General features: G+C 56.2%; 13 protein-coding genes and 1 rRNA gene. 8 read left to right on the top strand and 6 right to left on the bottom strand.

What is annotated here, in order from left to right; translation table 11 throughout:
* Positions 1–70: 70 nt before the first annotated feature.
* The gene (locus tag LN415_02510; protein MCJ2555965.1) at positions 71–1,417 is read left to right on the top strand and encodes a mechanosensitive ion channel family protein; all 1,347 of its coding nucleotides are present in this window, start codon (positions 71–73) and stop codon (positions 1,415–1,417) included.
* Here the strand turns inward: LN415_02510 and LN415_02505 are convergent.
* Positions 1,410–3,686 carry an amino acid permease gene (locus LN415_02505; protein ID MCJ2555964.1) on the bottom strand — a complete coding sequence of 759 codons (2,277 nt, stop codon included), beginning with the start codon at positions 3,684–3,686 and terminating at the stop codon, positions 1,410–1,412. The genes LN415_02510 and LN415_02505 overlap by 8 nt on opposite strands.
* Before the next feature lie 130 nt (positions 3,687–3,816).
* Here LN415_02505 and LN415_02500 point away from each other — a divergent pair, with 130 nt between their 5' ends.
* The 3 genes from LN415_02500 (at position 3,817) to rrf (ending at position 5,974) form a co-directional block, all read left to right on the top strand.
* Complete coding sequence (locus LN415_02500) at positions 3,817–4,770, top strand: radical SAM protein (GenBank protein MCJ2555963.1); 954 nt, start codon at positions 3,817–3,819, stop codon at positions 4,768–4,770.
* Between the two features lie 67 nt (positions 4,771–4,837).
* Entirely contained in the window at positions 4,838–5,746 is a 909-nt protein-coding gene (locus LN415_02495; GenBank protein MCJ2555962.1) for a hypothetical protein, read from the top strand.
* 106 nt (positions 5,747–5,852) lie between these two features.
* A 5S ribosomal RNA gene (rrf, locus tag LN415_02490) occupies positions 5,853–5,974 on the top strand.
* 79 nt (positions 5,975–6,053) lie between these two features.
* Here the strand turns inward: rrf and LN415_02485 are convergent.
* From LN415_02485 to LN415_02475, 3 genes are all read right to left on the bottom strand, one after another.
* Entirely contained in the window at positions 6,054–10,424 is a 4,371-nt protein-coding gene (locus tag LN415_02485) for a DUF11 domain-containing protein (protein ID MCJ2555961.1), read from the bottom strand.
* A gap of 101 nt (positions 10,425–10,525) precedes the next feature.
* Complete coding sequence (locus LN415_02480; GenBank protein MCJ2555960.1) at positions 10,526–11,233, bottom strand: winged helix-turn-helix transcriptional regulator; 708 nt, start codon at positions 11,231–11,233, stop codon at positions 10,526–10,528.
* Positions 11,220–12,098, bottom strand: coding sequence for a circadian clock protein KaiC (locus LN415_02475; GenBank protein ID MCJ2555959.1), 879 nt, complete (start codon positions 12,096–12,098; stop codon positions 11,220–11,222). The genes LN415_02480 and LN415_02475 overlap by 14 nt, the downstream gene beginning before the upstream one ends.
* Before the next feature lie 147 nt (positions 12,099–12,245).
* Between LN415_02475 and LN415_02470 the strand changes: the two genes are divergently transcribed.
* The 3 genes from LN415_02470 (at position 12,246) to LN415_02460 (ending at position 17,170) form a co-directional block, all read left to right on the top strand.
* On the top strand, positions 12,246–12,569 hold the full coding sequence (locus tag LN415_02470) for a hypothetical protein (GenBank protein ID MCJ2555958.1): 324 nt from the start codon (positions 12,246–12,248) through the stop codon (positions 12,567–12,569).
* Positions 12,570–12,644: 75 nt separating this feature from the next.
* A complete protein-coding gene (locus LN415_02465) occupies positions 12,645–15,935 on the top strand; it encodes a DNA polymerase II large subunit (GenBank protein ID MCJ2555957.1) in 3,291 nt (1,096 codons plus the stop codon).
* Positions 15,936–16,000: 65 nt separating this feature from the next.
* A complete protein-coding gene (locus LN415_02460) occupies positions 16,001–17,170 on the top strand; it encodes a glycosyltransferase family 4 protein (GenBank protein MCJ2555956.1) in 1,170 nt (389 codons plus the stop codon).
* A gap of 2 nt (positions 17,171–17,172) precedes the next feature.
* On the opposite strand, the gene LN415_02455 is transcribed toward LN415_02460, so the two are convergent.
* Positions 17,173–17,964, bottom strand: coding sequence for a methyltransferase domain-containing protein (locus LN415_02455; GenBank protein MCJ2555955.1), 792 nt, complete (start codon positions 17,962–17,964; stop codon positions 17,173–17,175).
* A gap of 4 nt (positions 17,965–17,968) precedes the next feature.
* Entirely contained in the window at positions 17,969–19,114 is a 1,146-nt protein-coding gene (locus tag LN415_02450) for a glycosyltransferase family 4 protein (GenBank protein ID MCJ2555954.1), read from the bottom strand.
* A gap of 137 nt (positions 19,115–19,251) precedes the next feature.
* On the opposite strand from LN415_02450, the gene LN415_02445 reads away from it, so the two are divergent.
* A complete protein-coding gene (locus LN415_02445) occupies positions 19,252–20,940 on the top strand; it encodes a hypothetical protein (GenBank protein ID MCJ2555953.1) in 1,689 nt (562 codons plus the stop codon).
* The last annotated feature ends 12 nt before the right edge of the window (positions 20,941–20,952 follow it).

Here is a 20,952-nt window from a genome sequence, read left to right as displayed (position 1 = left end):
CCAGAGGCTCATTCTCCGCTTTGGGAAAACCTCCGAAAAGGCTTTAATAATGCTGCATAATCTCAATCGGATGGCGTTCACGCTTTCCCTCCTAGATCCAGTTGTTGGTTTCCTCACGGAATTCGGTCCGTGGCTCGTGGCGATAATCCTACTCATAGTTGTGTGGATGTACGGTCTCGCATGGTTGACGAGGTACTTCGAGTATCTCAAGATGCACGAGAGCAAGTACCTAGACAACAGGGCCCTGGACATAATAAGATCGATTGTTCAGTGGATGTGGGTGGGCATCCTGGGCGTTCTCGTTCTTCTCATAGTGTACATGCAGTCTGGAGAGGAAGGGTTCCTCCTAGTCTTGAACAGCCTCATCCTGCCAATCCTCTTCGTTGTCGTGGTCCTCCTGATCACGGTCATCCTCGCGAACATGTTGAGGAGGTTTGCGGAATATCTGCGGATGTCGGTCGAGAGAAGACAGGAAGGCCTCGTTGGCCTTGAGGCCCTTGGATTCGTTGAGCTCTTCCTCAAGTACCTCATATATGTGCTGGGAGGGTTGATCGCCGGGCTTGGCGGGCTTTGGCTCATCGGCGGAGCCGGTGTGGAAGGCGTGAGGGACTGGGTGAACGAGATCATTCTGTATCCGATCCAGGCTGTCAATCTCCCGCATATAGGTGCGATGGTCGTCGTTGTAATCGCAGTGACGCTAATCATCTTGCGGCTCACATCGTCGCTGTTCGAGGACATGAGGCGAAGGAGCAAGAAGTTCCCTCCGCGTGTAATCGAGCTCCTGAGGAGGCTTTCCAGATACATCATCTGGGGAGCAGCGGTGGTCGTTCTCGTCTTCTTGATCCTCTCGGTGCTTCTGGACCCACTTGAGGTGATACTCGCGGCGGTCGTGTTCGTGCTCCTCGCCCTCGCTGGCATTTACGTGGGAATCGATACTATTAGGAATGCCTTGTCGGGAATCGGGCTCATGATGTCGGATCCGTTCGATGAGGGCGACAGAGTGAAGATTCTGGATGATCTCGTCTGCGACATCAAGAACATAGGCCTTGCCCTGACGCAGGTGGAGACGCTCAGGGGAGAGATTATCAGTGTTCCGAATAGCGAGTTGATCGGAAAGAGAACCGTGAATTTCAGCAGATCGGAAACCTACGCCATGGCCGTGGAGACGAGAGTCGGGTTCGACATCCCGCACGCCAAGGTCGAGGAACTCCTCATGAAGGCGGCGGACAAGACAGATGGGATTGTGGATGAGCCGAAACCGAGGGTCTTCGCCAAGAACATCGATGATGGGCTCGTACTGTATCAACTGCTCGCTTATACCGACAAGCCAGAGACCATGAAGGCAATCAACAGCAAACTGATCTACTGCGTTCAGGATGTCTTCCTGGAAGCTGGCATAAAGTCCCTTGTCAACTAGTCTTCACCTTTCTCAACATGAGAATCGGTGTCTCCGTTCTTGCAGCGATGTCGTCCCGTATCGGCCCGAAGACGTATTTCTTGAGAGGCCAATATGCGCTGGCACCCATCACCAGCAAATCGTGCTTCTTGGACTCGGCTACAACAGTGCGGACGTACTCCCGGGAGGTCACTACCTTGGTGTCCACGCCGACACCGTTCTCGCGGCAGATCGTTGACAGTCTCTCGACGGCCCTCTCGTCCATTCTCCTCTTGCTTGCGTCCGTCACCACACCAAGGACGGTGATGGTTGCCTCAGATCTCTTTGCGATGCTGGAGGCCAGTTCTGCGGCGTGCGAGGCGTGCCATTCATGACCTGCGAGAAGGAGTATGCTGTCGAGCGTCTCGGGCATGCCTTTGTACTTGAAGACTACGACATCCGAAGGTGCCCTCTGCACCAGGTAGTCTATGTTGGTTCCGAATATCCTTCGATGAGTTGGCACCCCGCCCGTCCATCCAAGGACTATGAGGTTCACGTCCTCGTTCTCGATGGTCCGGATGATGGCCTCGTAGACATCGTGCGAGATCTTGAGGAGCGCATGGACCTTGACATCTTTCTTCCTTGCGGACCTCTCTAGACGACCCATTTCTCTTATCGACGAGTTCACTTGTCCGTAGCCCACTGACTTCAAGGGCGTGGCTTTCGGGACGTCGAACACGCTGAGTATGGTGAGCTCTCCATTCCTGTCTTCCGCCAGAGAAGCTCCGAAATCGACCAAGGGCATATCCTCAGGTCCTTTGATCGGGACCATGACCCTGTACTTCTTCTTGTCTATCTTGGCGGTTCCCTTGGAGAGAACCTCGAGGACCTCGACCCTTCGGGCAGGCTTGATCTCAGTAATCTCCCTCCTACCGCCCGTCGGGTAATGGATCACCAATCCAATGAGAATCCACGTCAGCGCTACATACCACGCAATCTGACCGGGACCGAAGTCTCCCTCCAGAGGTTCCAAGAACCAGATGTAGGCAGCAAGAGAGATATTCAGGACGATACCTATCAGCGGCACGACGGGGACAAACGGAACCTTGAACCCTCTGTCCAGATCGGGCCTTTTCTTCCTCAGGGATATCACAGATGCATTCGCGAGGGTGAAGAGCAGGAGGAACATCACGGATGCCGATGCGGCGATCTGCTCTATGGGAAGGAGCACGGCCATCATGCCTATGATAAGACCGCTTGTCAGTATCGCATTGGCAGGTGTTCTCCTTACCGGATGGATCTTCCCCAGTCGATGAGGGATGGTTCCATCCCTGCCCATGGCAAACGAAACCCTCGAGGAGGAATAGACAGTTGCATTCAATGCGGAAGTTGTGGCAAGAAAGCCTCCCGCAAGCATCAGTGCTGAACCACCTACGGGGATGATCCCGTTTGCTGCCCGAATCATCGCGAGTTCGGGGGAATTGGAATCCATGAATCTTGGGTCCACCAGATGTTCATAGAAGACGAAGAACGTGAGCACGTAGAGAAGGACGACAACTCCGATTGAGATGAATATCGCTCTGGGGATGTTCCTTTTCGGGTTCTTGACTTCTTCGCCAGACTGAGCGATGATCTCGAATCCCTGAAACGCGATGAGCGTGAGGCCCATGGCCAGGAAGACGCTGGACACGTTCTGACCGACAAAGTCATCAACGAAATCGTTCAAATGTGCAGGATCGCCGAAGATGGCTATGAATCCGCCCAAGACGAAAACCGCAAGTATGCCCACCTTTGCCGCCGTAAGCCACGACTCGGTCTTTCCGGTCGTCTCGACGCCGAAGTAGTTTATGAAGACGAAGGTCAGGACGATGAGAACCGCGATAATCTGGACGAGCCAATATGGGGAATCCTGGATGACCCCCGCAACTTCGGGGCCAAGGGCGAATACGGCGAAACTGCCGAACCCAACCGCGTAGAGACTGCATGCAATCGTGGCAGCGATCCACGACGTCCACCCGCTGAAGAAGCCCGCAGGAGGCGGGAGGCCTTCCCTTGCCCAGATGTAGACGCTGCCGGCGGCGGGAAAGGCGGAGCCAAGCTCGGCATAGGAGAGTGCGGTAATCAATGCCACCAATCCGTTTAGAGCAAGGGCGATAATGGCTGCGCTACCAGCCACGGAGGATGCACTCCCCATGAGGACGAAGATGCCCGCCCCGATCATCCCGCCTATCCCTATCATGGTGACATCTAGAAGACCCAGATTACGGCTGAGCTGAATCTCAACTTCAGGTGTCGTATCCTCACGGTTCATGGAGAGTCGGATATACAATATCGAGGTGTATAAAATCTTTCGGAGGCTGGACCATAAGGTTTTTCATCTGACGCGGCCATAAAATGTCGTGAAGAGCTCCAGGCAGGTTCTTTCCAACTATTTTTCCATCTTGAGTGGGGATAGACTCCCCGCGTTCCTCGCAGAGGCTGCCCAGGGCATAGATTCGGATCTCACGGAGGATACTCCCACGCTCTGGGCGGATCACGGCACCTTCTTGGAGGCGGAGGGCAAGATCCCCGACCCGGGAAAGACCCTGATCGATCTGAAGATCGAGCTCGCCCGAAGGATCATGGAGAGCTGCCATCTCTGTGAGCGGTCTTGTGGAGTGAACCGACTGGCGGGAGAGAAAGGCTACTGCAAAGCAGAAGAGGCCAGAGTGGCTTCCAAGTTCGTCCATTGGGGAGAGGAGCCGGACATCATCCCCTCGTACACGATCTTCTTCAGCAGGTGCACTTTCAGATGCATATTCTGCCAGAACTGGGACATAAGTCAGCGAAATGCGGGAAGATGCATTCCAGCGGAGGTCCTTTCCCGCGACATAGAGAGGATGGCCGGCAATGTTAGGAACGTCAACTGGGTGGGCGGGGAACCAACGCCGAACCTTGAATACATACTACAGGTCCTGCGGGTGTGCTCCGCGCCGTTGCCCCAAGTCTGGAACTCGAACATGTACATGTCGAGAGAGACTATGACTCTTCTTCGCGGAGTCGTCGACGTGTATCTCTCTGACTTCAAGTACGGGCCTGGCGAATGCGGAGAAGAGCTCTCGGACGCTCCCAACTATTGGGAAATCGTGACGAGAAACCACAGCTTGGCGAACGAGCACGCAGAGATCGTCATGAGACACCTCGTGATGCCGGGACACGTCGAGTGCTGCACCAAACCGATCCTCAGGTGGGTGAAGGAGAACCTGGACACGAGCAAGATAGTGGTCAACGTCATGGACCAGTACAGACCTGAGCACAAGGCATTCTATCATGAGAAGATAGGAAGACGAATCACAAATCGCGAGTTCAACGAGGCGCACAGGTTTGCGGAAGGTCTTGGTCTGACACTCACGTGACTCTTGCGGGTCGTAACCATACCACTATCTTTTTAATTTGGAGTCGCTATCGATGTGCATGGAGGAATTGGACATCCTAAGGCTCGTCCTCGGTCTGTTCTTCCTTGTTTACGGGTCGGTCTCCGACATGAGAACGAGAAGGGTCTCGAACATCGTGTGGGTTCTGATGGGCCTGTGCGCCATCGCAGTCCTCGAAGCGCAGATGTTTTCGAACGGATATTCTCTCCATCACCATCTGATCCTCGTGCCCGTGGCGATCATGTATTTCGACGTTTTCTGGGACAGAGACACGATCCTTGAGATCCCGGAGAACTGGCTCAGGGCAACCGTAATCGTCCTCTACGTGTTGGCTCTGGTCGTCATCGCATTCCTGCTATACCATTTCCTCCAGATCGGAGGGGAGGCCCTCACGAAGTTCCTCCAACTGCTCACGATTCCGGCGATGATTCTCATGGCCTACGTCTTCTACATGACAGGGCTTCTTAGGGGAGGCGCGGACGCGAAATCGTTCATGGCCATAGCCATCCTGGTCCCAATGTACCCAGCATTCCACGGGTTTCCTCTCTTGGGTTGGGGCGAGCTGAGCGGGTTCAGCATTGCGTTTCCATTCGCGCTGGTAGCCCTGCTCAACGCGGCACTCCTGATGGTCTTCGCACCTCTCGCGTTCCTGATCTACAACCTCTCGAAGGGCGATCTGAAGCTGCCCGAGGGGCTGTTTGGCTACAAGACGGACCTAAGGGATCTACCGAAGTTCGTTTGGCTGATGCAGAGAGTCGAGGACGGAAAGCTGGTCAGGGAGCTCCTTCCAAGACGCAGCAGGAACATAGAGGAGGAGGCCCAGAAGCTGATTGCGGCGGGTCACGACCGGGTTTGGGTGACCCCCCAGATCCCTTTCATCGTGCCCCTGACGATCTCCTTCGCACTCTCCTTCGTCCTCGGCAACCTGCTCTTCGGACTGTTCTCCCTGTTTGCCTAGTTCCCGCCAGAATGCACCGACTTCTTTGTTTGGGAGGCGTGGAACGCGAGCGGACACGATGGATTTGAAAAAGGTTATATACGGTGGTGAGTAATCAGCTGGTTGGTATGACGGCCAGAGTGGCGGAGATACACCTGGTCCCATCCCGAACCCAGAAGTTAAGCCCGCCCACGTTCTCTCCGGTACTGTGGAGCGCGAGCCCACGGGAAGCCTAACCCTCCTTGAGAGGGTCTCGGACTGTTGGCCCAGGTACGCTAGCCATTGCTCGCTGGGAGCAATCCCTTGAGCGGCGGTGAATCGTGCCGCTTTAACGGTCGTTGGTCCGCGGAACGCCGTCAGCCACCCTCCTTCTTCTGATGAGGACAAAGACCGCCAGAATCGTGGCTAGAGGCATGACCATGTCCTGGAATTCAGGGATGTAGGTCGACGCCGAACCCGAAGATCCCTCCAATCCGTACGAGTTCTGTGTCGTGTAGTTCAGGAAGGCGTAGTTGACCAGTGTGATCCCGGGTGGCACATCGAGGTCAACGGTGACCGTAATCGTGAATGAATGAGAACCTGGTGCGACATCTGTGAAATGCCAGACGTAGGTACTCCCGGTCTGGGACTCGTAAGGATCGCTCGAGGACTGGAAGGTCACGTTGTCTGGAAGGGTGTCATTCACCCATACGTGAGCTGCGTTCGCTGAGCCTGTGTTGTTGTAGTAGATAGTGTAGTTCAACGTGTCGCCGGGCTGAGCGATGGATTTGTCGACAGTCTTGACTATGGTTATTATGGGGCGCGACACTGTGAAGGACGTTGTGGAGTCGGAGCCTGGTTGCCAGACATTATTGTTGTTCGTGTAGTTCAGAGTGATGAAGTTCGCAAGAACCGCTTGATCCGCGGCCGTGTCGTTCACCTGGACCGTAATTGTGAAGGAGTTCTCGGACTTGGACGGAACGTTGTTGAAGAACCACCGATACGTGTTCCCGCTCCTTGATAAGTACGCCTTGCTCGAAGAGATGTAGGTCACAGCATCCGGAAGGGTATCGTTCAGCCAGACGCTCTTTGCCCTACTTGACCCTGTGTTGTTGTAGTAGATAGTGTAGACGACCTCCTCACCGGGGGCTGCGGAGATCTTGTCCGCAATCTTCTTCACAACCATGGAAGGTTTGGTCTGATCATTCATCTCTCCTTTCGTGGAAGATTTCGAGATGTACCAATCATTGACGCTGTCAGTATCGAGGGGCTTGTCCGTCTCGGACTCCCTGTATCTGGACCAGCTCTCGGACACCTTGGTGCTTGGGTAGTCTATCTCGTCAATGTCTGAGGTCCCGTTGACCAGCTTGACATTGGCCCCTCCGTCAGGGAGCTTGTCCCCACTAACATCCACTGCGAGGTACTCGTTGCCACTGCCAAAGGCCCCGATCGTTGTCCCCTGGGGAAATGTGTATACCGTGATTCCATCCACCGTGACCTCCCATCCGGAGATGTCAATCTCGCTGTCCGTTGGATTGGCGAGTTCGAACCACTCGCTCTTCTTCTTGTCAGGCCTTATCTCGTTCAGCACGATATCATCGCCCTCCGGACTGCGTGTCCTGCTCCTGCTGGTGGAGTTCGTCAGCGCGACATCGGAACGGTCGTAGTTCTTGCTCCAATCGATCATGAAGACGTGGGCGACGAAATCATCGGTCAAGTTGAGGACTTGAGCGGGCACTCCCAGCTCCATCCTGATACTGTCAGTCGCAGCGTCCAACGGCGAGCTGAGCTCCCATGGGATCTCAGAAGACTGATTGTAAACGTAAACGCCAGTGGAGTTGATGCTGCCGCCTTTTCCTACGACAAGCAACATGAAATCGTATCCGACGAACTGGCCATCCGCGATCGTTCTCAGGCCTGTGCTCGGGCCGTCTCTGTCCAAATACACAACGACTCTGTCCATTCCCTCGGAGACCCTCGCGGGCGCGGGACCGATGTAGATCCTGACGCTTTCACCGGCGTAGGGTTCTGTGAAGTTGGACGGAAGGACTGTCTCTAGCCAATAGTCATCGCCGAAGGGGTGGTCCTGTTCGCCGTCACCGTCAACATCGCCTCCCTCGGATATGTCCGATGTACCGTCGTTGTCGAAGTCGAACCTGTATATCCCGTTCGGACCGTCGAGGTCGTCCGGCACGGTATCACGGTCACTGTCTAGATAGGGAGGGATGTATGGTCCAGGTCTCTCGTAAGAGGCGGGAATCAGATTGCCGCCAAGCATCCTTCCCAAGCGGTCGACGTCGAGGTAGAAGGAGACGTTCTCGGCCCTGTGAAGTGAGTAGTTCCTGAGGTCGATGTTCTCGTTCACCGTGGCGTCGCCGGGATCGATCCTTATGACGTCATCGTTGCCGTCCATCTGGTATGACCCGTTCCAGTCCGCGAATGCACCGTCCACGGTTACTTCAGGCGGGGAAAGGATGTAGGAATTCGTCAGAAAGCCTTCCCTGATGAGTACCGTCGAGTTCGCGACGACACTGTCGAGCCTGAGTCCGAAGGAGTGTGTCTCAGGCATGGAGGTCAACTGCGCCACTGCGAAGAGCGTGACGTTGCCCGTGAGCGGGCTCGAGGATGTGTTCAGCTGGAACTGGACTATGCCGCTGGCAACGTCCGAGGTCCCCAGGAGAGCGTCCGATGCGTCCCAAACGCCATTGACGTTCGAGTCCTGATACAGCGCAACAGTGACAAGATCGTCAGAGAGGTTGCCCCGTGTGGAAAAATCGAGCGACAGGGTGCTCAGGGCGGTCGCCTGGACCCGCATAATCAGGGAGAGAGCGGGGAATTCCAACTGCGTCACAACCTCCGGGGCCACGGTCTCGACATCCACTGTCAGTGCCCCGCGGTCCGTCTCCACTATCGCATCCCCCACATCCATGTTCCCGAGGATATCCATGGTCGCCAACAGCATTCTGGCGCCGTTGTTGGGAAGACTGAAGACCGCCTCAAGCTTGTTGTGCTCCACGGCGCAACTGGCGGACCCGTCCTGTCGGAACCCATGCCAGTTGTCCCTGCCGCGCGACGGGGAGAACTCCATGGAACCGCTTCCTGTGCACGAGTTGTTCCAACCGCTGAGGCGCACGAGATCGTCCACGCCAAGATCGCCTGCCTCGTAGCCAGTCGAAGAGTCTCCGTCGCTGTCGATGAATAGGAAGAGATTGTCGAGGCCTTCCTGCCCCGCACCGTTGAAGAACGAGCCTTCTACTTCTGCATACACATATCCACGGTTGAGTTGCCTGAACAGCCGGTAGGAAACGATGTTGATATCTGCGTTCTCCAGCTGATCTGAGGAATCGTCAAGGAATATCGGGGAGCTCCTAGTGGAGAGTACAGACCAATCATCGAAGTGTCCATCGATTTCGATCGTAGTTCCCGCCGGGGCGAAGAGTATTGAACCCAGCATGGGCATGAGAATGAGAAACGTGAGAAGAGCTGCCACTCCTACGAGACCTCGAGACCATCTCGACGGTCCTCTGGGAATCTCCATGGGTCTAACCCTGCCCGCTCTGCCGTTGATCAGGCCATTACCGTTTATCAGGCCGTTGACTAGGCCGTTGACCCGCCCGACCCCGTTGACAAGTCCGTTTACGAGACCGTTGACCCGCCCGACCCCGTTGACAAGTCCGTTTACGAGACCGTTGACCCTTCCATTCACGAGGCCGTTGACCAGGCCGTTGGTCCGTCCGAGGCCGTTGATGAGACCTTTGCCAACGGACCTTCGGCTCAACACGTCCCGCTGACTGAGCGTGGCCATCTCCCTGATGTTCCTGACTCTTTCGAGAGTGGCTGACCCAATGGCCCTCCCATAGCACTCAACTGCTTCGTCCTGTCGACCGAGCTTCTCAAGTAGCTCTCCCTTGGTCTGCCACGCCATCTTGAGCGAGGGATCCAACCTCAGGAGCGCATCGTAGTGTCGAATGGCCCTCTCGATGGCGTCCGCGTCTTCGTCAGATATCTCTTCTTCCGCCTCTGGAACAAGGGAGACATCCCCTTTGGACCGGAGCACGTTGAGGACTTCCAGCTTGTACTGCTCCTCCATCTCTGGATTGAGTTCAGAAGCCCTGTCGTAGCATTCGATTGCTTCGTCGTACCTCCCCAGCTCGACGAGGAGCTCGGCTTTCTTCAGCCAAGCTCTTTCTAGCGTGGGGTCGACGTCAAGGAGTCTGCCGTAGTGACTGATCTGTTCCTCGATCTTCTGGGCGCGCGGGAGTTCCTCTCCCTCCTGGATGCGCTTCCATCTCTCAAGGAAGTCCCTGGCCAGGATCTTGGGTTCTCCCTCTTCCTCCCCGACGTCCTCGGGAACCTCTTCCTCGTCCAGCGGGATGTCCTTCTCAAGCTCTTCCAGCAGGCTGTCCAGCGATTCCATTTCGAGCTCCTTTCTGGCTGGCAGGACCGTCCCGCAGGAAGAGCATCGTGTGTCGTCAGTTTCCACAGAACTCCCACAGACTGGGCAAACGAAGGGGAGGTTCTCCTGGAGGAACTTCTCCTCGAAAAAATCCTTGACTCTGGTCGCAAGCTCCCACCCGACGCCGGCGACCATCGCGATGTCCTCGACATCCGCGGATAGAATCGAGTCGACGGAAGAGAATCCTTCCTCGATTAGCCTCTTCGCCCGTTTCTTGCCTACACCGGAGATCTCAGAAAGGAGACTTATGAAGCTCTCTTCCATCGGGTTCTTCTACGAGACGTGGATATATACCGTTTCTAGAACTGGTCTGGAACTCAGTCTGTTGGTTTTGGAACCGTCTAGTACGGTTTTGTGTTTAGGTCCTATTCCAGTACTGTTCGGAAGGGATCAACTGAGAGGTCCAGTACGGACTTGAATCGCGACCTCTGAATCTCGACCATCAACTCCGTATCCGATTGGCGGACGACCTTGGGCTCCAGTCCATCGGTCTCCAACTTCCTAAGAATGTCCTTGCGGAACTCCTTCCCCCTCTTGTAGTTCCGATCCTTCGCCCTCTTCAGTCCATCTGATGGGAAATACCTGACAAACCTCCCGTCGGTCGTGCGAGAGATGAGATCGAGACCCTCCATTCGCTTGACGAGTCTTAGGATTGACTGGTCACTCGTGCTGAGCATCTTCGCCAGTTCCCTTTGAGAGAGTCCTGGCTGGCTCAGTATCGTGAGAAACAGCTTCTTGGCGGCCTCGTTGTTCAGCAGTTCCAGAAGCTCGCCATCCTTTTCGTCAACGAGTCCCACAGGAGAGTATGTCACCTTGTTGCGGACATTTCTTTGGTTGATGTAGCCGGATTCCATTAGCTGTCGCAGGTGCCAAGCTGCGGTGCTCTGTGAGATGTCGTTTGCAGCCGAGACCGTCTTGAGCGGGGATCCAGGATATCGGCACAGGAATGCGAAGAGCCTCTGCCGGACGGGGCTCATGAGGACGGACTCTAGACCGGCTCTCTCCTCATCGTCCCCGCCAAGCATGACCCTCTCAAGGGCCTTGCCGACTCCCCTGGATTTACTTCTTCTCATATTCCTCGATGATGTCTTCGATGATCTCGCTGGCCTTGATCCCCTCAAAATCGTCATCGGTGAGATCCTTGAGAGCCCTGGAGAGCCGTGCCCTAACATGAGGCGGGACCTTGTTCCCAACGATCTTCTTGAAGTCTTCTCTCAGTTTGTCTGGGATCTTCTTCGTCTCGACCTTCCTGTAGTTCCCCCTCTCGACTATGAGACCCAGACCTTTGATTATGCGGTAGGGATGTGCCAAATCGCTGTGCTTGCTGCTCCGGCATTTCACGATCTTGAGCGTTCGGCTCACTGCACCGTCAACTGGCCGGTATCTGAGATGAACCACGCAATCCGCAAGGTACATGGGTATGATCGTCTCGGGTCCCGAAAGGTCCCCTGACGAGCCGTGCTCCTCCAGCGTGCAGAGAACCGTTCCCACTTTCCGAGCCTGCTTCAATAGGAATCCGATCAGGTCTCTTCTCTCATACTGATCCTGAACCGACCACATGACCGGAGTCAGAGGATCGATTGAGATGCGAGCATTTGACCCGCCCCAATCCGCGACGAAGGATGGAAGCTCTTTCTTTATGAAGCTGGAGAACTCCTTTCCGGAAGCGTCGATGAACACGAGCTTCTCGTTGTCAAGGTAATCGAGTATCTCGCGCCACCCCATTTCGATGGCTTCCCTGATTATCTCGTCCTTGTTCTCGTCAAGGCTTACGAAGATGCTCTCTTGCCCCGCTTCCAGTCCCCTTCGGACGAACTGGGTGGCGAATGTGGTCTTGCCGGCGCCCGAGGCTCCAATCACGACCGTCGTGGAGTTCTCGTTCATGCCGCCGTCCAAGAGAGGATTCAGACCGTAGATTCCGCTCTTGATCTTCTTCATTCAGCTTTCTGATGACTTGTCTTTATAAATATCTTTTGTCATGAATATTTGCCCCGAGAAGTCCTAGGATCGGGACCTGGATCCAGCAATCTCAGGTTGGATGAATTCCTTCGCGAGGAGCAGAAGGGTCTTTTACATCGATCATCTATGCCCTTGCTGATATCCTTGCCCGTGAGATACTACTGTGAGAGATGCAAGAGAATCGCCAAGAAGGGGCCGACCTGTGCCGCTTGCGGGGGGGCTGTGACGCGTCACGATCTGAAGATGACGCGCTTCCGACTCATCTCCTTGGTCTGCTGGGCACTGGCGATTCTCCTCCTGTTCTGGCCGTTCCTTGCACCCCCAGAGCTTCTGGCGCTTTTCTATCTCGCGTTCCTCTTCATAGGCGTGGCCGTGGCGATGGAGTGGTTTGACGCGAGGGTCATAGCGATTAGAGTTCTCAGAGCCCTTCGCGAATCGAGAGGCCCGTAGAGCCGCCCTCGATAGGTTTATAGAAATGCTCCGCAATACCCTGTTGCTTCTTCTAATCCTGAGAGTGATGCGAGGATGGGTGGGATCGTCTGCAGCCAAGAGATGCGAGAGTATTTCGACACTCTGGAGAGTGATGCGGAGAGATGCTATAAGGTCGCCTCGAAGGCCCGGGGACTGGGAGATGATCCCGAACTCGATGTTGAGATCCCTCGCGCTGAGGACCTCGCATCGAGAGTTGAGCGTCTGCTCCAGGACTACGATGTCAAGGGAATCGCGAGGAGAATCAGAAGCCTCTCGAAGAAGCACGACAGAGAGGAGGTCTCCCTGCTCATTGCGAAGGAGCTCGCGAGAAAAGGTCGAGGACCCAAGGAGGTCGCCCTAGACAGAGCGATCCGGGTGGGACTCGCAATACTGACGGAGGGGATACTCGTCGCTCCGCTCGAAGGCCTGGCATCCGTCAAGATAAAGAAGAACAGGGATAACACGTCCTACGCGGACGTCTACTACTCTGGGCCGATAAGATCCGCCGGCGGGACCGGGCAGGCTTTGAGCGTCCTGATAGCAGATGTCGTCCGTCGAGAACTCGGGATAGGAGCCTACAAGGCAACGAGAGAGGAGGTTGAGCGCTTCAAAGAGGAGATACCGCTCTACAGACGCCTGCAGCACCTCCAGCACACGCCGACAGCTGATGATATCGATCTCATCGTGAGCAACTGTCCCATCGGAATCAACGGAGAGGGGACTGAGGACTCGGAGATCAGCGGTCACAGGGACCTGCCGAGAATAGAGACCAATCGGGTGAGGGGCGGGGCATGTCTTGTCATCGCGGAGGGGCTGTCCCTCAAGGCGCCGAAGATAAGGAAGCACGTCTCCAAGTTGAAGATAGACGGATGGGGTTTCATCGACGACCTGGTCCACGAGAAGACAGATGATGAGGCCGAGGAAATCCAACCGAACTACAGGTATATCGAGAACATAGTGGCTGGCAGGCCCATCCTGTCTCATCCCAGCAGGCCCGGCGGGTTCAGATTGCGGTATGGGAGATCAAGAGCCACCGGGCTCGCCGCGCTGGGAGTCAGCCCCGCGACGATGAAGGCACTGGACAGCTTCATTGCGGTCGGCACACAGATAAAGATAGAGAGGCCGAGCAAGGCTGGAGCCGTCACTCCGTGCGATTCAATCGAGGGGCCGATCCTGTTGATGGACAACGGCGACCTCATCGAGGTCTCGGATGAGAAGGACGTTCCGTCCCGCGGCGTCAAGAGGATAGTGGACCTCGGTGAGATACTGATTCCCTTCGGTGAGTTTCTCGAGAACAACCATCTGCTCATGCCTGGGGCATATGCGCCGGAGATTTACGTTCAGGAGTTGCGCTCGAAGTGTGAGGAGCTCCCCTCCGATTGGAGAGACCCAACACCGGAGAGAGCCATAGAGCTGTCAGAGTCCCTCGGCGTCCCGCTGCATCCGAAGTACAACCTCTTCTGGCATGATCTGACCGTCGAAGAGATCGGGGAGCTCAGGGGCCATGTCGCGGCCAAGGGTCGCCTTGAGGATGGAAGGCTGCTAATCCCCCGAACGGATGCGATCAAGGACTTAGTGGTCAGACTCGGCGCGACCCACACAGAGAGCGGAGATGGCCTGACGTTCGAGAAGTACTCGCTCCCGCTCATCAGATGCTTGGGGCTCAGGACAGATGATGGCGAAATCAAGAAGGAGGCCGACGTTGATACTTCCGATCCCCTGGATCTTGTAACGAAGTTCGCGGGATTCGAGGTTAGAGCCCGGGCGCCCTCGCGCATCGGTGCGAGAATGGCCCGGCCCGAGAAGGCAAAGGAGCGGTTGATGAAGCCGGCACCTCACAGCCTGTTTCCGGTCGGAAACTTTGGCGGGCCGCAGAGACTCCTCAAGTCCGCGATCGCTTCGCAAGACGTCTCCATCGAGGTTGGAATCAGGGTCTGCCAGGAGTGTGGCTCCAAGTGGATTCTTCCGAGATGCCCGTGCGGCGGGAGAACGAAGCCGACGAAAATGGTCAGGCCCCAGAGGATTCCCATTGCACGAATCCACAAAGAGGCCGTTAGAAGACTGGGCGAGGGCAAGGCTCTGGACGCGAAATGCGTCCGGGGGATGATATCGAAGAGCAAGACGCCTGAGGCCCTTGAGAAGGGGATTCTTCGCAGCAAGCACCGTGTGTTCGTATTCAAGGACGGCACGACGAGGTTCGACATGACGGACTTGCCGCTGACTCACTTCAAACCTGCGGAGATAGGTCTGAGCGTGGACAGGGCCCGCGAACTGGGTTACGCAAAAGACGCGAGCGGACATCCTCTTGAACGTCCGGATCAGCTGGTGGAGCTCAGGCCGCAGGACATCGTCGCCTCAAAGCTCTGTGGAGAGTACCTCTTGCGTGTTGCTGGATTCCTCGATGACCTGCTCGAGAAGTTCTACGGCTTGGAAAGATTCTACAACGCAGAGAGTCCAGATGACCTGCTCGGGCACCTCCTCGTCGGTCTTGCACCTCATACGTCAGGCGGCGTTCTTGTTCGGTTGATAGGCTACACTGATGCCAGAGCCTGCTACGCCCATCCGTACTTCCACGCGGCTAAAAGACGCAACTGTGATGGCGATGAGGATTGCGTCATGCTCCTTCTTGATGGCCTTCTGAACTTCAGTCGTTCGTTCCTGCCTGAAAGGAGGGGAGGACTAATGGATGCTCCCCTTGTGCTGACCACCAGGATAAACCCGAACGAGATAGACAAGGAGGCCCACAACATAGACCTCGATGAGGGCTATTCGCTGGAGTTCTACGAAGCGGCGAACAGGTTCGCCCATCCGAGGGATGTCGAGGACCTCGTGGACACTGTGGGGAAGAGGATAGGCAGCGTGCTGCAGTACGAGGGGCTCGGGTTCTCGCATAGAACGTCGAACATCGCTTCGGGTCCTCTGACGTCCGCGTACAAGGCTGGATCGATGGTTGAGAAGATGGAGGCTCAGCTGGGTCTGGCTCGAAAGACACGAGCGGTTGATGCCCCTGACGTCGCCTCGAGGATAGTGACTCATCACTTCCTGCCCGACTTGATCGGGAACATGAAGGCGTTCTCGACCCAGCATGTGAGATGCACGAAATGCAACGCCAAGTTCCGCAGGATACCGCTCAAGAAGAAGTGCTCCCGATGCGGCGGGAACCTCACGCTAACGGTCCACAGGAATTCCGTCAGGAAGTACCTGGAAGTCTCGAAGAGGATCTCCGAAGAGTATACGATTCCCAAGTACCTCAGACAGAGGATAGATCTCATCGAAGAGGCCATCGAGTCCCTCTTCAGCAACGATAAGGTCCACCACCTGAAGCTCGACGACTTCTGCGAGTGAGCGCAATACTATTAAAGCCCGGTTGGGTATTTGTTTCCAGAAGGTAACACGGGAGCTGAAGCATCGTGAGAATCCTCCAGTTGTGCGTCAGGTTTCCGCCCGCTCCTGGGGGCGCTGAGACGCACGTACACTCGATCTCGAAGGAGCTAGTGAAGAGGGGTCACGACGTCACCGTGTTTACTTCGGATCTCTACACGGAGACGCCGTTCGTTCGGCTGACCGAGGTGCCCGATACGTCCGACGGAATACGCGTCAAGAGGTTCCGAGCGCACACGATGGGCGGAGAGATGCACTACGTCCTCGTTCCGTCCCTCTTGTGGAGATCGATCCGAGAGAAGGTCGATGTCGTACACGCCCACTCATATGGATATTTCCATGTCAATGCCGCATTCCTAATGAGAAGACTGCGCGGTGTGCCCTTCGTCTTCACTCCCCACTTCCATCCAGAGTGGTCGATGTGGGGCGGGAGCAAGAGGAAAATGCTGAGGAGGATCTATGACAGGTGTCTTGGGTCATGCATCTTCGATTCCGCGGACAGAATCATCGGCGTCTCGAAGGCAGAGATGAGCCTCATGAACGGTGGTCGCTTCGCGGAAGGGAGGACCACTATCATACCGAACGGGATATCGCCCGGGGATTTCGACCCGCCTCCAGATGGCCGACTGTTCAGAGAGCACTATGGATTGGTCGGGAAGGTCGTCCTGTTCGTCGGGCGTCTTGCGTCCAACAAGGGCCTGGACACGCTGGTGGATTCCATTCCAGAAGTGATCGCTGAGCATGATGACGTGAAGTTCGTACTCGTCGGGCAGGATGAAGGGATGAGGGAGAGTCTGCTCAAGAGGGCGAACTCGCTGGGCGTATCGGATGCCCTCGTCTTCACGGGCCACATCACCGATGACCGCCTGTTCAGGAGCGCATTTGCCTCCTCCGATGTGTTCGTGCTCCCTTCCGAGTACGAGGCCTTTGGGATTGTGTTACTGGAAGCGATGATGTGCGAGAAGCCCTGCATAGCAAGTGCCGTGGGCGGAACGTCAGAAGCCGTTGTCCAAGATGAGACCGGACTTCTCGTCGAGTACGGGAACGCTGGCGAACTCGCAGAGATGATAACTGGAATCCTGTCAGACCCCCAGAAGGCGAAGGAGATGGGCAAGGAAGGGAGGGAGCGGGTCCTCAGGAAATTCACATGGGGACGTGTTGCGGGGGAGATCGAGAAGGTCTACGAAGACCTCATCTGAGACTACATGACCTTCCGACACGACAGCGCGAGGTACCGACCGAGATATCTCATCTTCGGCAGGATATTTGCGATCGCATCCAAACGCTCGGCGATGGCCCTCAATCTCGTGGAACCGCGTACGATCTCGTCGAGGGGGCCCTCCATCTTGTCTGGGAAGAAATAGGATCCTCTGACGTCCTCAATCCTGAGGCCGTATCGCTCCAAAGATGAGAGGAGCGAAGAGACTGAACTGAATCTGTCGACGGGGACTGCTGAGAACTCCCTCTTGTGCTCTTCTTCGCTGAGGTAGTAGGGCCTGATGCCCAGTAGCCTGAACAGCATGAGTCTGTACCAGCTCGCCAGAGGTACCGTTAGATGGATTGTTCCATCCCGCTTCGCGACAGCTGCCAGTTGACCGATTGCACCTTCCATATCATCGAGGTGCTCGAGAACCTCGGTACAAACCACGACATCGAAGGACCCGTCGCGGAAAGGAAGAGCCAATGCGGACCCAAGTACGACATCCGCTCCTGAGCGAGCCTTGGCGGATTTGAGAACGTCCATGGACACATCGACTCCGACGCGGTTCCCGCCTAGATGCATCATGGTCGTTCCGTCACCGCACCCCACATCCAGGACCCTCCCCCCGCTCCTCACATGTGACCGGAGCATTTGCAGTGTCCTGACCAATCTAAGCCAAGGTGCCAGATGCAAGAAGTGAGAATCGTCCAGAGACGCATATCTCGGACCCCCGCTCATCGCTCGGGCACTCGTGCCCTGTGGTTCGGAGCGTCCAACAAGGTCACTGTCCATCCGCTCATCCTCGGAGAGCCTTGCGATAGAGCTTAGCCAGTCTTTCGGTCGATTTCCGCCAACTGAAGTCCTGTGCCGATTCGAGCGCACCTTCCTTCAGTCTTGCCGCCAGGTCAGAATCTCCCAAGACGCTCAGAATCGCCTTGGCCAGTTCGTTCGGGTCGCCCGCCTTGGCAAGGAGACCGTTCTCACCGTGACGGATGATCTCTCTCGTTGAGGGAACATCGCTCGTGATCACGGGCAATCCGCATGCCAGGTACTCGAATATCTTCAGTGGAGAGAACCCGAAGTCGGCGTGAGGATACGGGGCAACCGCCACATCGCTTTCCACGAGGATGCGAGGAACCTCCTCGTGTTCGACCCTACCAAGGAAACTGACCCTATCAGCGATGCCGAGGCTCTTCGTCTGCGCTATCAGATGGCCGATCTCGTATTCCTTCGCACCACCCACGAGTAGCAACCTCATGTTGGCATCCTTGCGAAGAGCTATTGGGAAGGCCTGCAACAGCTGATCGACACCGTGCCAGGGCCCCAGAGCTCCGACAAAGCATACGATGGAATCGCCTCCGGCATCGAGCCTATCACGCACACCAAATGGTTCGACTCCAGGATTGAAAAGATCGAGGTCCACACCGTTTGGGATTATGCTGACCTTGTCTGCATCAGCCCCCCACTCGTCAATCGTAACTCGCCTGAGACTCTCGCTCACGGAGAAAGCGTGGTCGGCCCTCTGCAACGTCCGTTGGCACCACCACAAGGCCATCTGCCGATAGAGTCTCGTTGCCGCGATCCTCGACGTGAGGGCTTCCGTTCTTATCCAGTCATCGTCAATCTGTAGAATCGTGGGAATCCCTGCCTTGCGGGCGATGGCGATGCCCGACCCGCCAAAGAGGTATCCGCGGTCGTGCACGATGTCGAACTCGTGCTCCCGCAGCAAGGACCTGACCTTGCTCTTCGTGTCCCGCGTGAAGAACAACCTATTCAACGGGACATCTTTCGAGAACACCCTGTGGTAGGTAATCCCCGCCTCGTGAGAGGGTCTGTTCTCATCCCTCCGGCAGATGAGATGGACCTCGATCCCCAAGTCGACGAGATTCTTCGCGAACTCGTGCTGATGAACGGACTGAGCCAAGGGCTCAGGGATCTTCACGGAGGGAGCCACCATGCAGACTCGCATAATTTCCAGAGACAAGTCCACCCAGCTCTATTTACTTTTTGGCCTGAATGGGAGCGCGAGCCAGATGCTGCCCAATAAGGTTAAAGTACTCCCTCCTGATTTCAAGACAAATGAAAAAGTCGACCGCTTCCGCACTTCTGGCGATATTCCTCATCGCCATGTTCATCAGGTTGTTCCCGCTAGTGAGACACCTGTTCTGGGGAGCGGACGTCGGCGAGTACTACTACATCAGCACGCAACTCGTGGCGAATGGGTCGATATCGGGAGCCTACGCAGGATGGGGTTTTGCATATCCGCTGTTCCCGGGCATGGAGATCGTCGTCGCCAGCACGTCGCTGCTTGGGATGGACACGTCAATGGCCCTATCGTTGATGATCCCGATTCTGGCGTCCCTCATCGTGCTCCCCATCTTCATGATGACGACCGAGATCACGGGCGATGCCAGAGCTGGACTGATCGCAGCGGCGTTCATCGCAGTGGCCATGCCCCACGTCTATGCCACCTCCCATCCAATGCCCGCAGCCATGGGAGATCTGCTCTTCGCCACATGTCTACTGCTCTTTCTGAAGTGGCTGAGGAATCCCAAGTTCGGGCTTCTGCTGTTCCCTGTCACTCTCGTCCTCATCGTCACACATCACCTTTCGACGTACTTCCTTCTCATCTCCCTCATATCCGGAGTGTTCCTGGTCCAGCTTCTCAGGAGCCGCACCTCGAAGGAAGTGCTGAGGAGGGAGTTGACGTATGTGCTCTTCACGGCCGTCACTGCCGCTCTCTTCTGGTTCGTTGGGGCACCAGGTTTCGCCGAAGAGGTGGTCTCCAGCGAGAGCCTCTTCCTCTCTCCCTTCCTCTTGGGTCTGCTCGTGCTCGTGCTAGTGGCCGGTACCCTCGTAGTGTATGCAAGGAGAAAGCTTCTGCCGAATCTCGTGCTCAGATACCCGACGTTCAGAAGGGCGGTGGCGACGTACACCACCGTGTTCGTGACATCCCTATCGATACTTCTCTTGAACGCGCTTGTTGTGGTTCCGGGCACGACTATCAACCTTGCACCAGTGGTCGTCATACTTTTCTTGCCCCTGGTTCTCTTCATATCCTTCGCGGGTCCCGGCTCCCGCCCAATCGGCTTCAACCGCAGTGGATCCTATCCGTTCGCCTGGACTCTCGTCATATCGATTTCGACTCTCGTTGGAGTGGCTGCCTCCAGCAGAATCCTGCTTCCCTATCGTCACTTGGAGTACCTCATGCTCCCGATCGCCGTGCTCGTGGGCTTGGGGGCCGTCCATGCGTTCGGTCTCATCCACTTCGAGGGAAACCGTCGCCGAGCGGGGGTGGCCGTGGCGGTTGCCCTCGGTCTGATTGTGACGAACGCTGTCGTCGCCTACCCTCCGAGAGAGCTCATGGGAGGCTGGGAAGAGGGCATGAAGCCAGAAGCGGTCAGTCTCGCTCTGTGGACAGGGGAGCATACGGACGGCTTGGTCGCGGCGGACCATCGGGTCTCCACGATGCTGTTCGGCTTCGGGCGCGTGGATGCGACGTGGGACACGGTGACGCTCATCTTCCATGCCGAGGATTTCGACGAGGCGCGGGAGGAGCTCGAGAGCGTGGACTCGCCCTCCGGGAGACGGAGGGCCGCCTATGTGGCGTTCGATGGCGATACTGTTACAGGTGTGGCACTGTATCCCTGGGATGCTGCCGAGCCTATGAGCGATGAGGCTGTCGAGAAGTTCAAAACGACCCCGTTCCAGAAGATGTACGATGATGGCCACTCCAGTCTGTTCCTGATCAACTGGGGTCTGACGTAGGGCGGCAAGACA

The sequence above is a fragment of the Candidatus Thermoplasmatota archaeon genome (assembly GCA_022848865.1).
Taxonomy (GTDB): domain Archaea; phylum Thermoplasmatota; class Thermoplasmata; order RBG-16-68-12; family JAGMCJ01; genus JAGMCJ01.
Note: the sequence above shows the minus strand (reverse complement) of the source record. Positions and strands in the feature narration are given on the sequence as shown.

Bases quoted from the DNA above. Each gene is read 5' to 3' on its own strand.
- LN415_02485 (MCJ2555961.1), bottom strand. From the start codon at position 10,424: ATGGAAGAGAGCTTCATAAGTCTCCTTTCTGAGATCTCCGGTGTAGGC.
- LN415_02465 (MCJ2555957.1), top strand. From the start codon at position 12,645: ATGGGTGGGATCGTCTGCAGCCAAGAGATGCGAGAGTATTTCGACACT.
- LN415_02480 (MCJ2555960.1), bottom strand. From the start codon at position 11,233: ATGAGAAGAAGTAAATCCAGGGGAGTCGGCAAGGCCCTTGAGAGGGTC.
- LN415_02505 (MCJ2555964.1), bottom strand. From the start codon at position 3,686: ATGAACCGTGAGGATACGACACCTGAAGTTGAGATTCAGCTCAGCCGT.
- LN415_02455 (MCJ2555955.1), bottom strand. From the start codon at position 17,964: ATGGACAGTGACCTTGTTGGACGCTCCGAACCACAGGGCACGAGTGCC.
- LN415_02475 (MCJ2555959.1), bottom strand. From the start codon at position 12,098: ATGAAGAAGATCAAGAGCGGAATCTACGGTCTGAATCCTCTCTTGGAC.
- LN415_02510 (MCJ2555965.1), top strand. From the start codon at position 71: ATGGCGTTCACGCTTTCCCTCCTAGATCCAGTTGTTGGTTTCCTCACG.
- LN415_02470 (MCJ2555958.1), top strand. From the start codon at position 12,246: ATGCCCTTGCTGATATCCTTGCCCGTGAGATACTACTGTGAGAGATGC.
- LN415_02445 (MCJ2555953.1), top strand. From the start codon at position 19,252: ATGAAAAAGTCGACCGCTTCCGCACTTCTGGCGATATTCCTCATCGCC.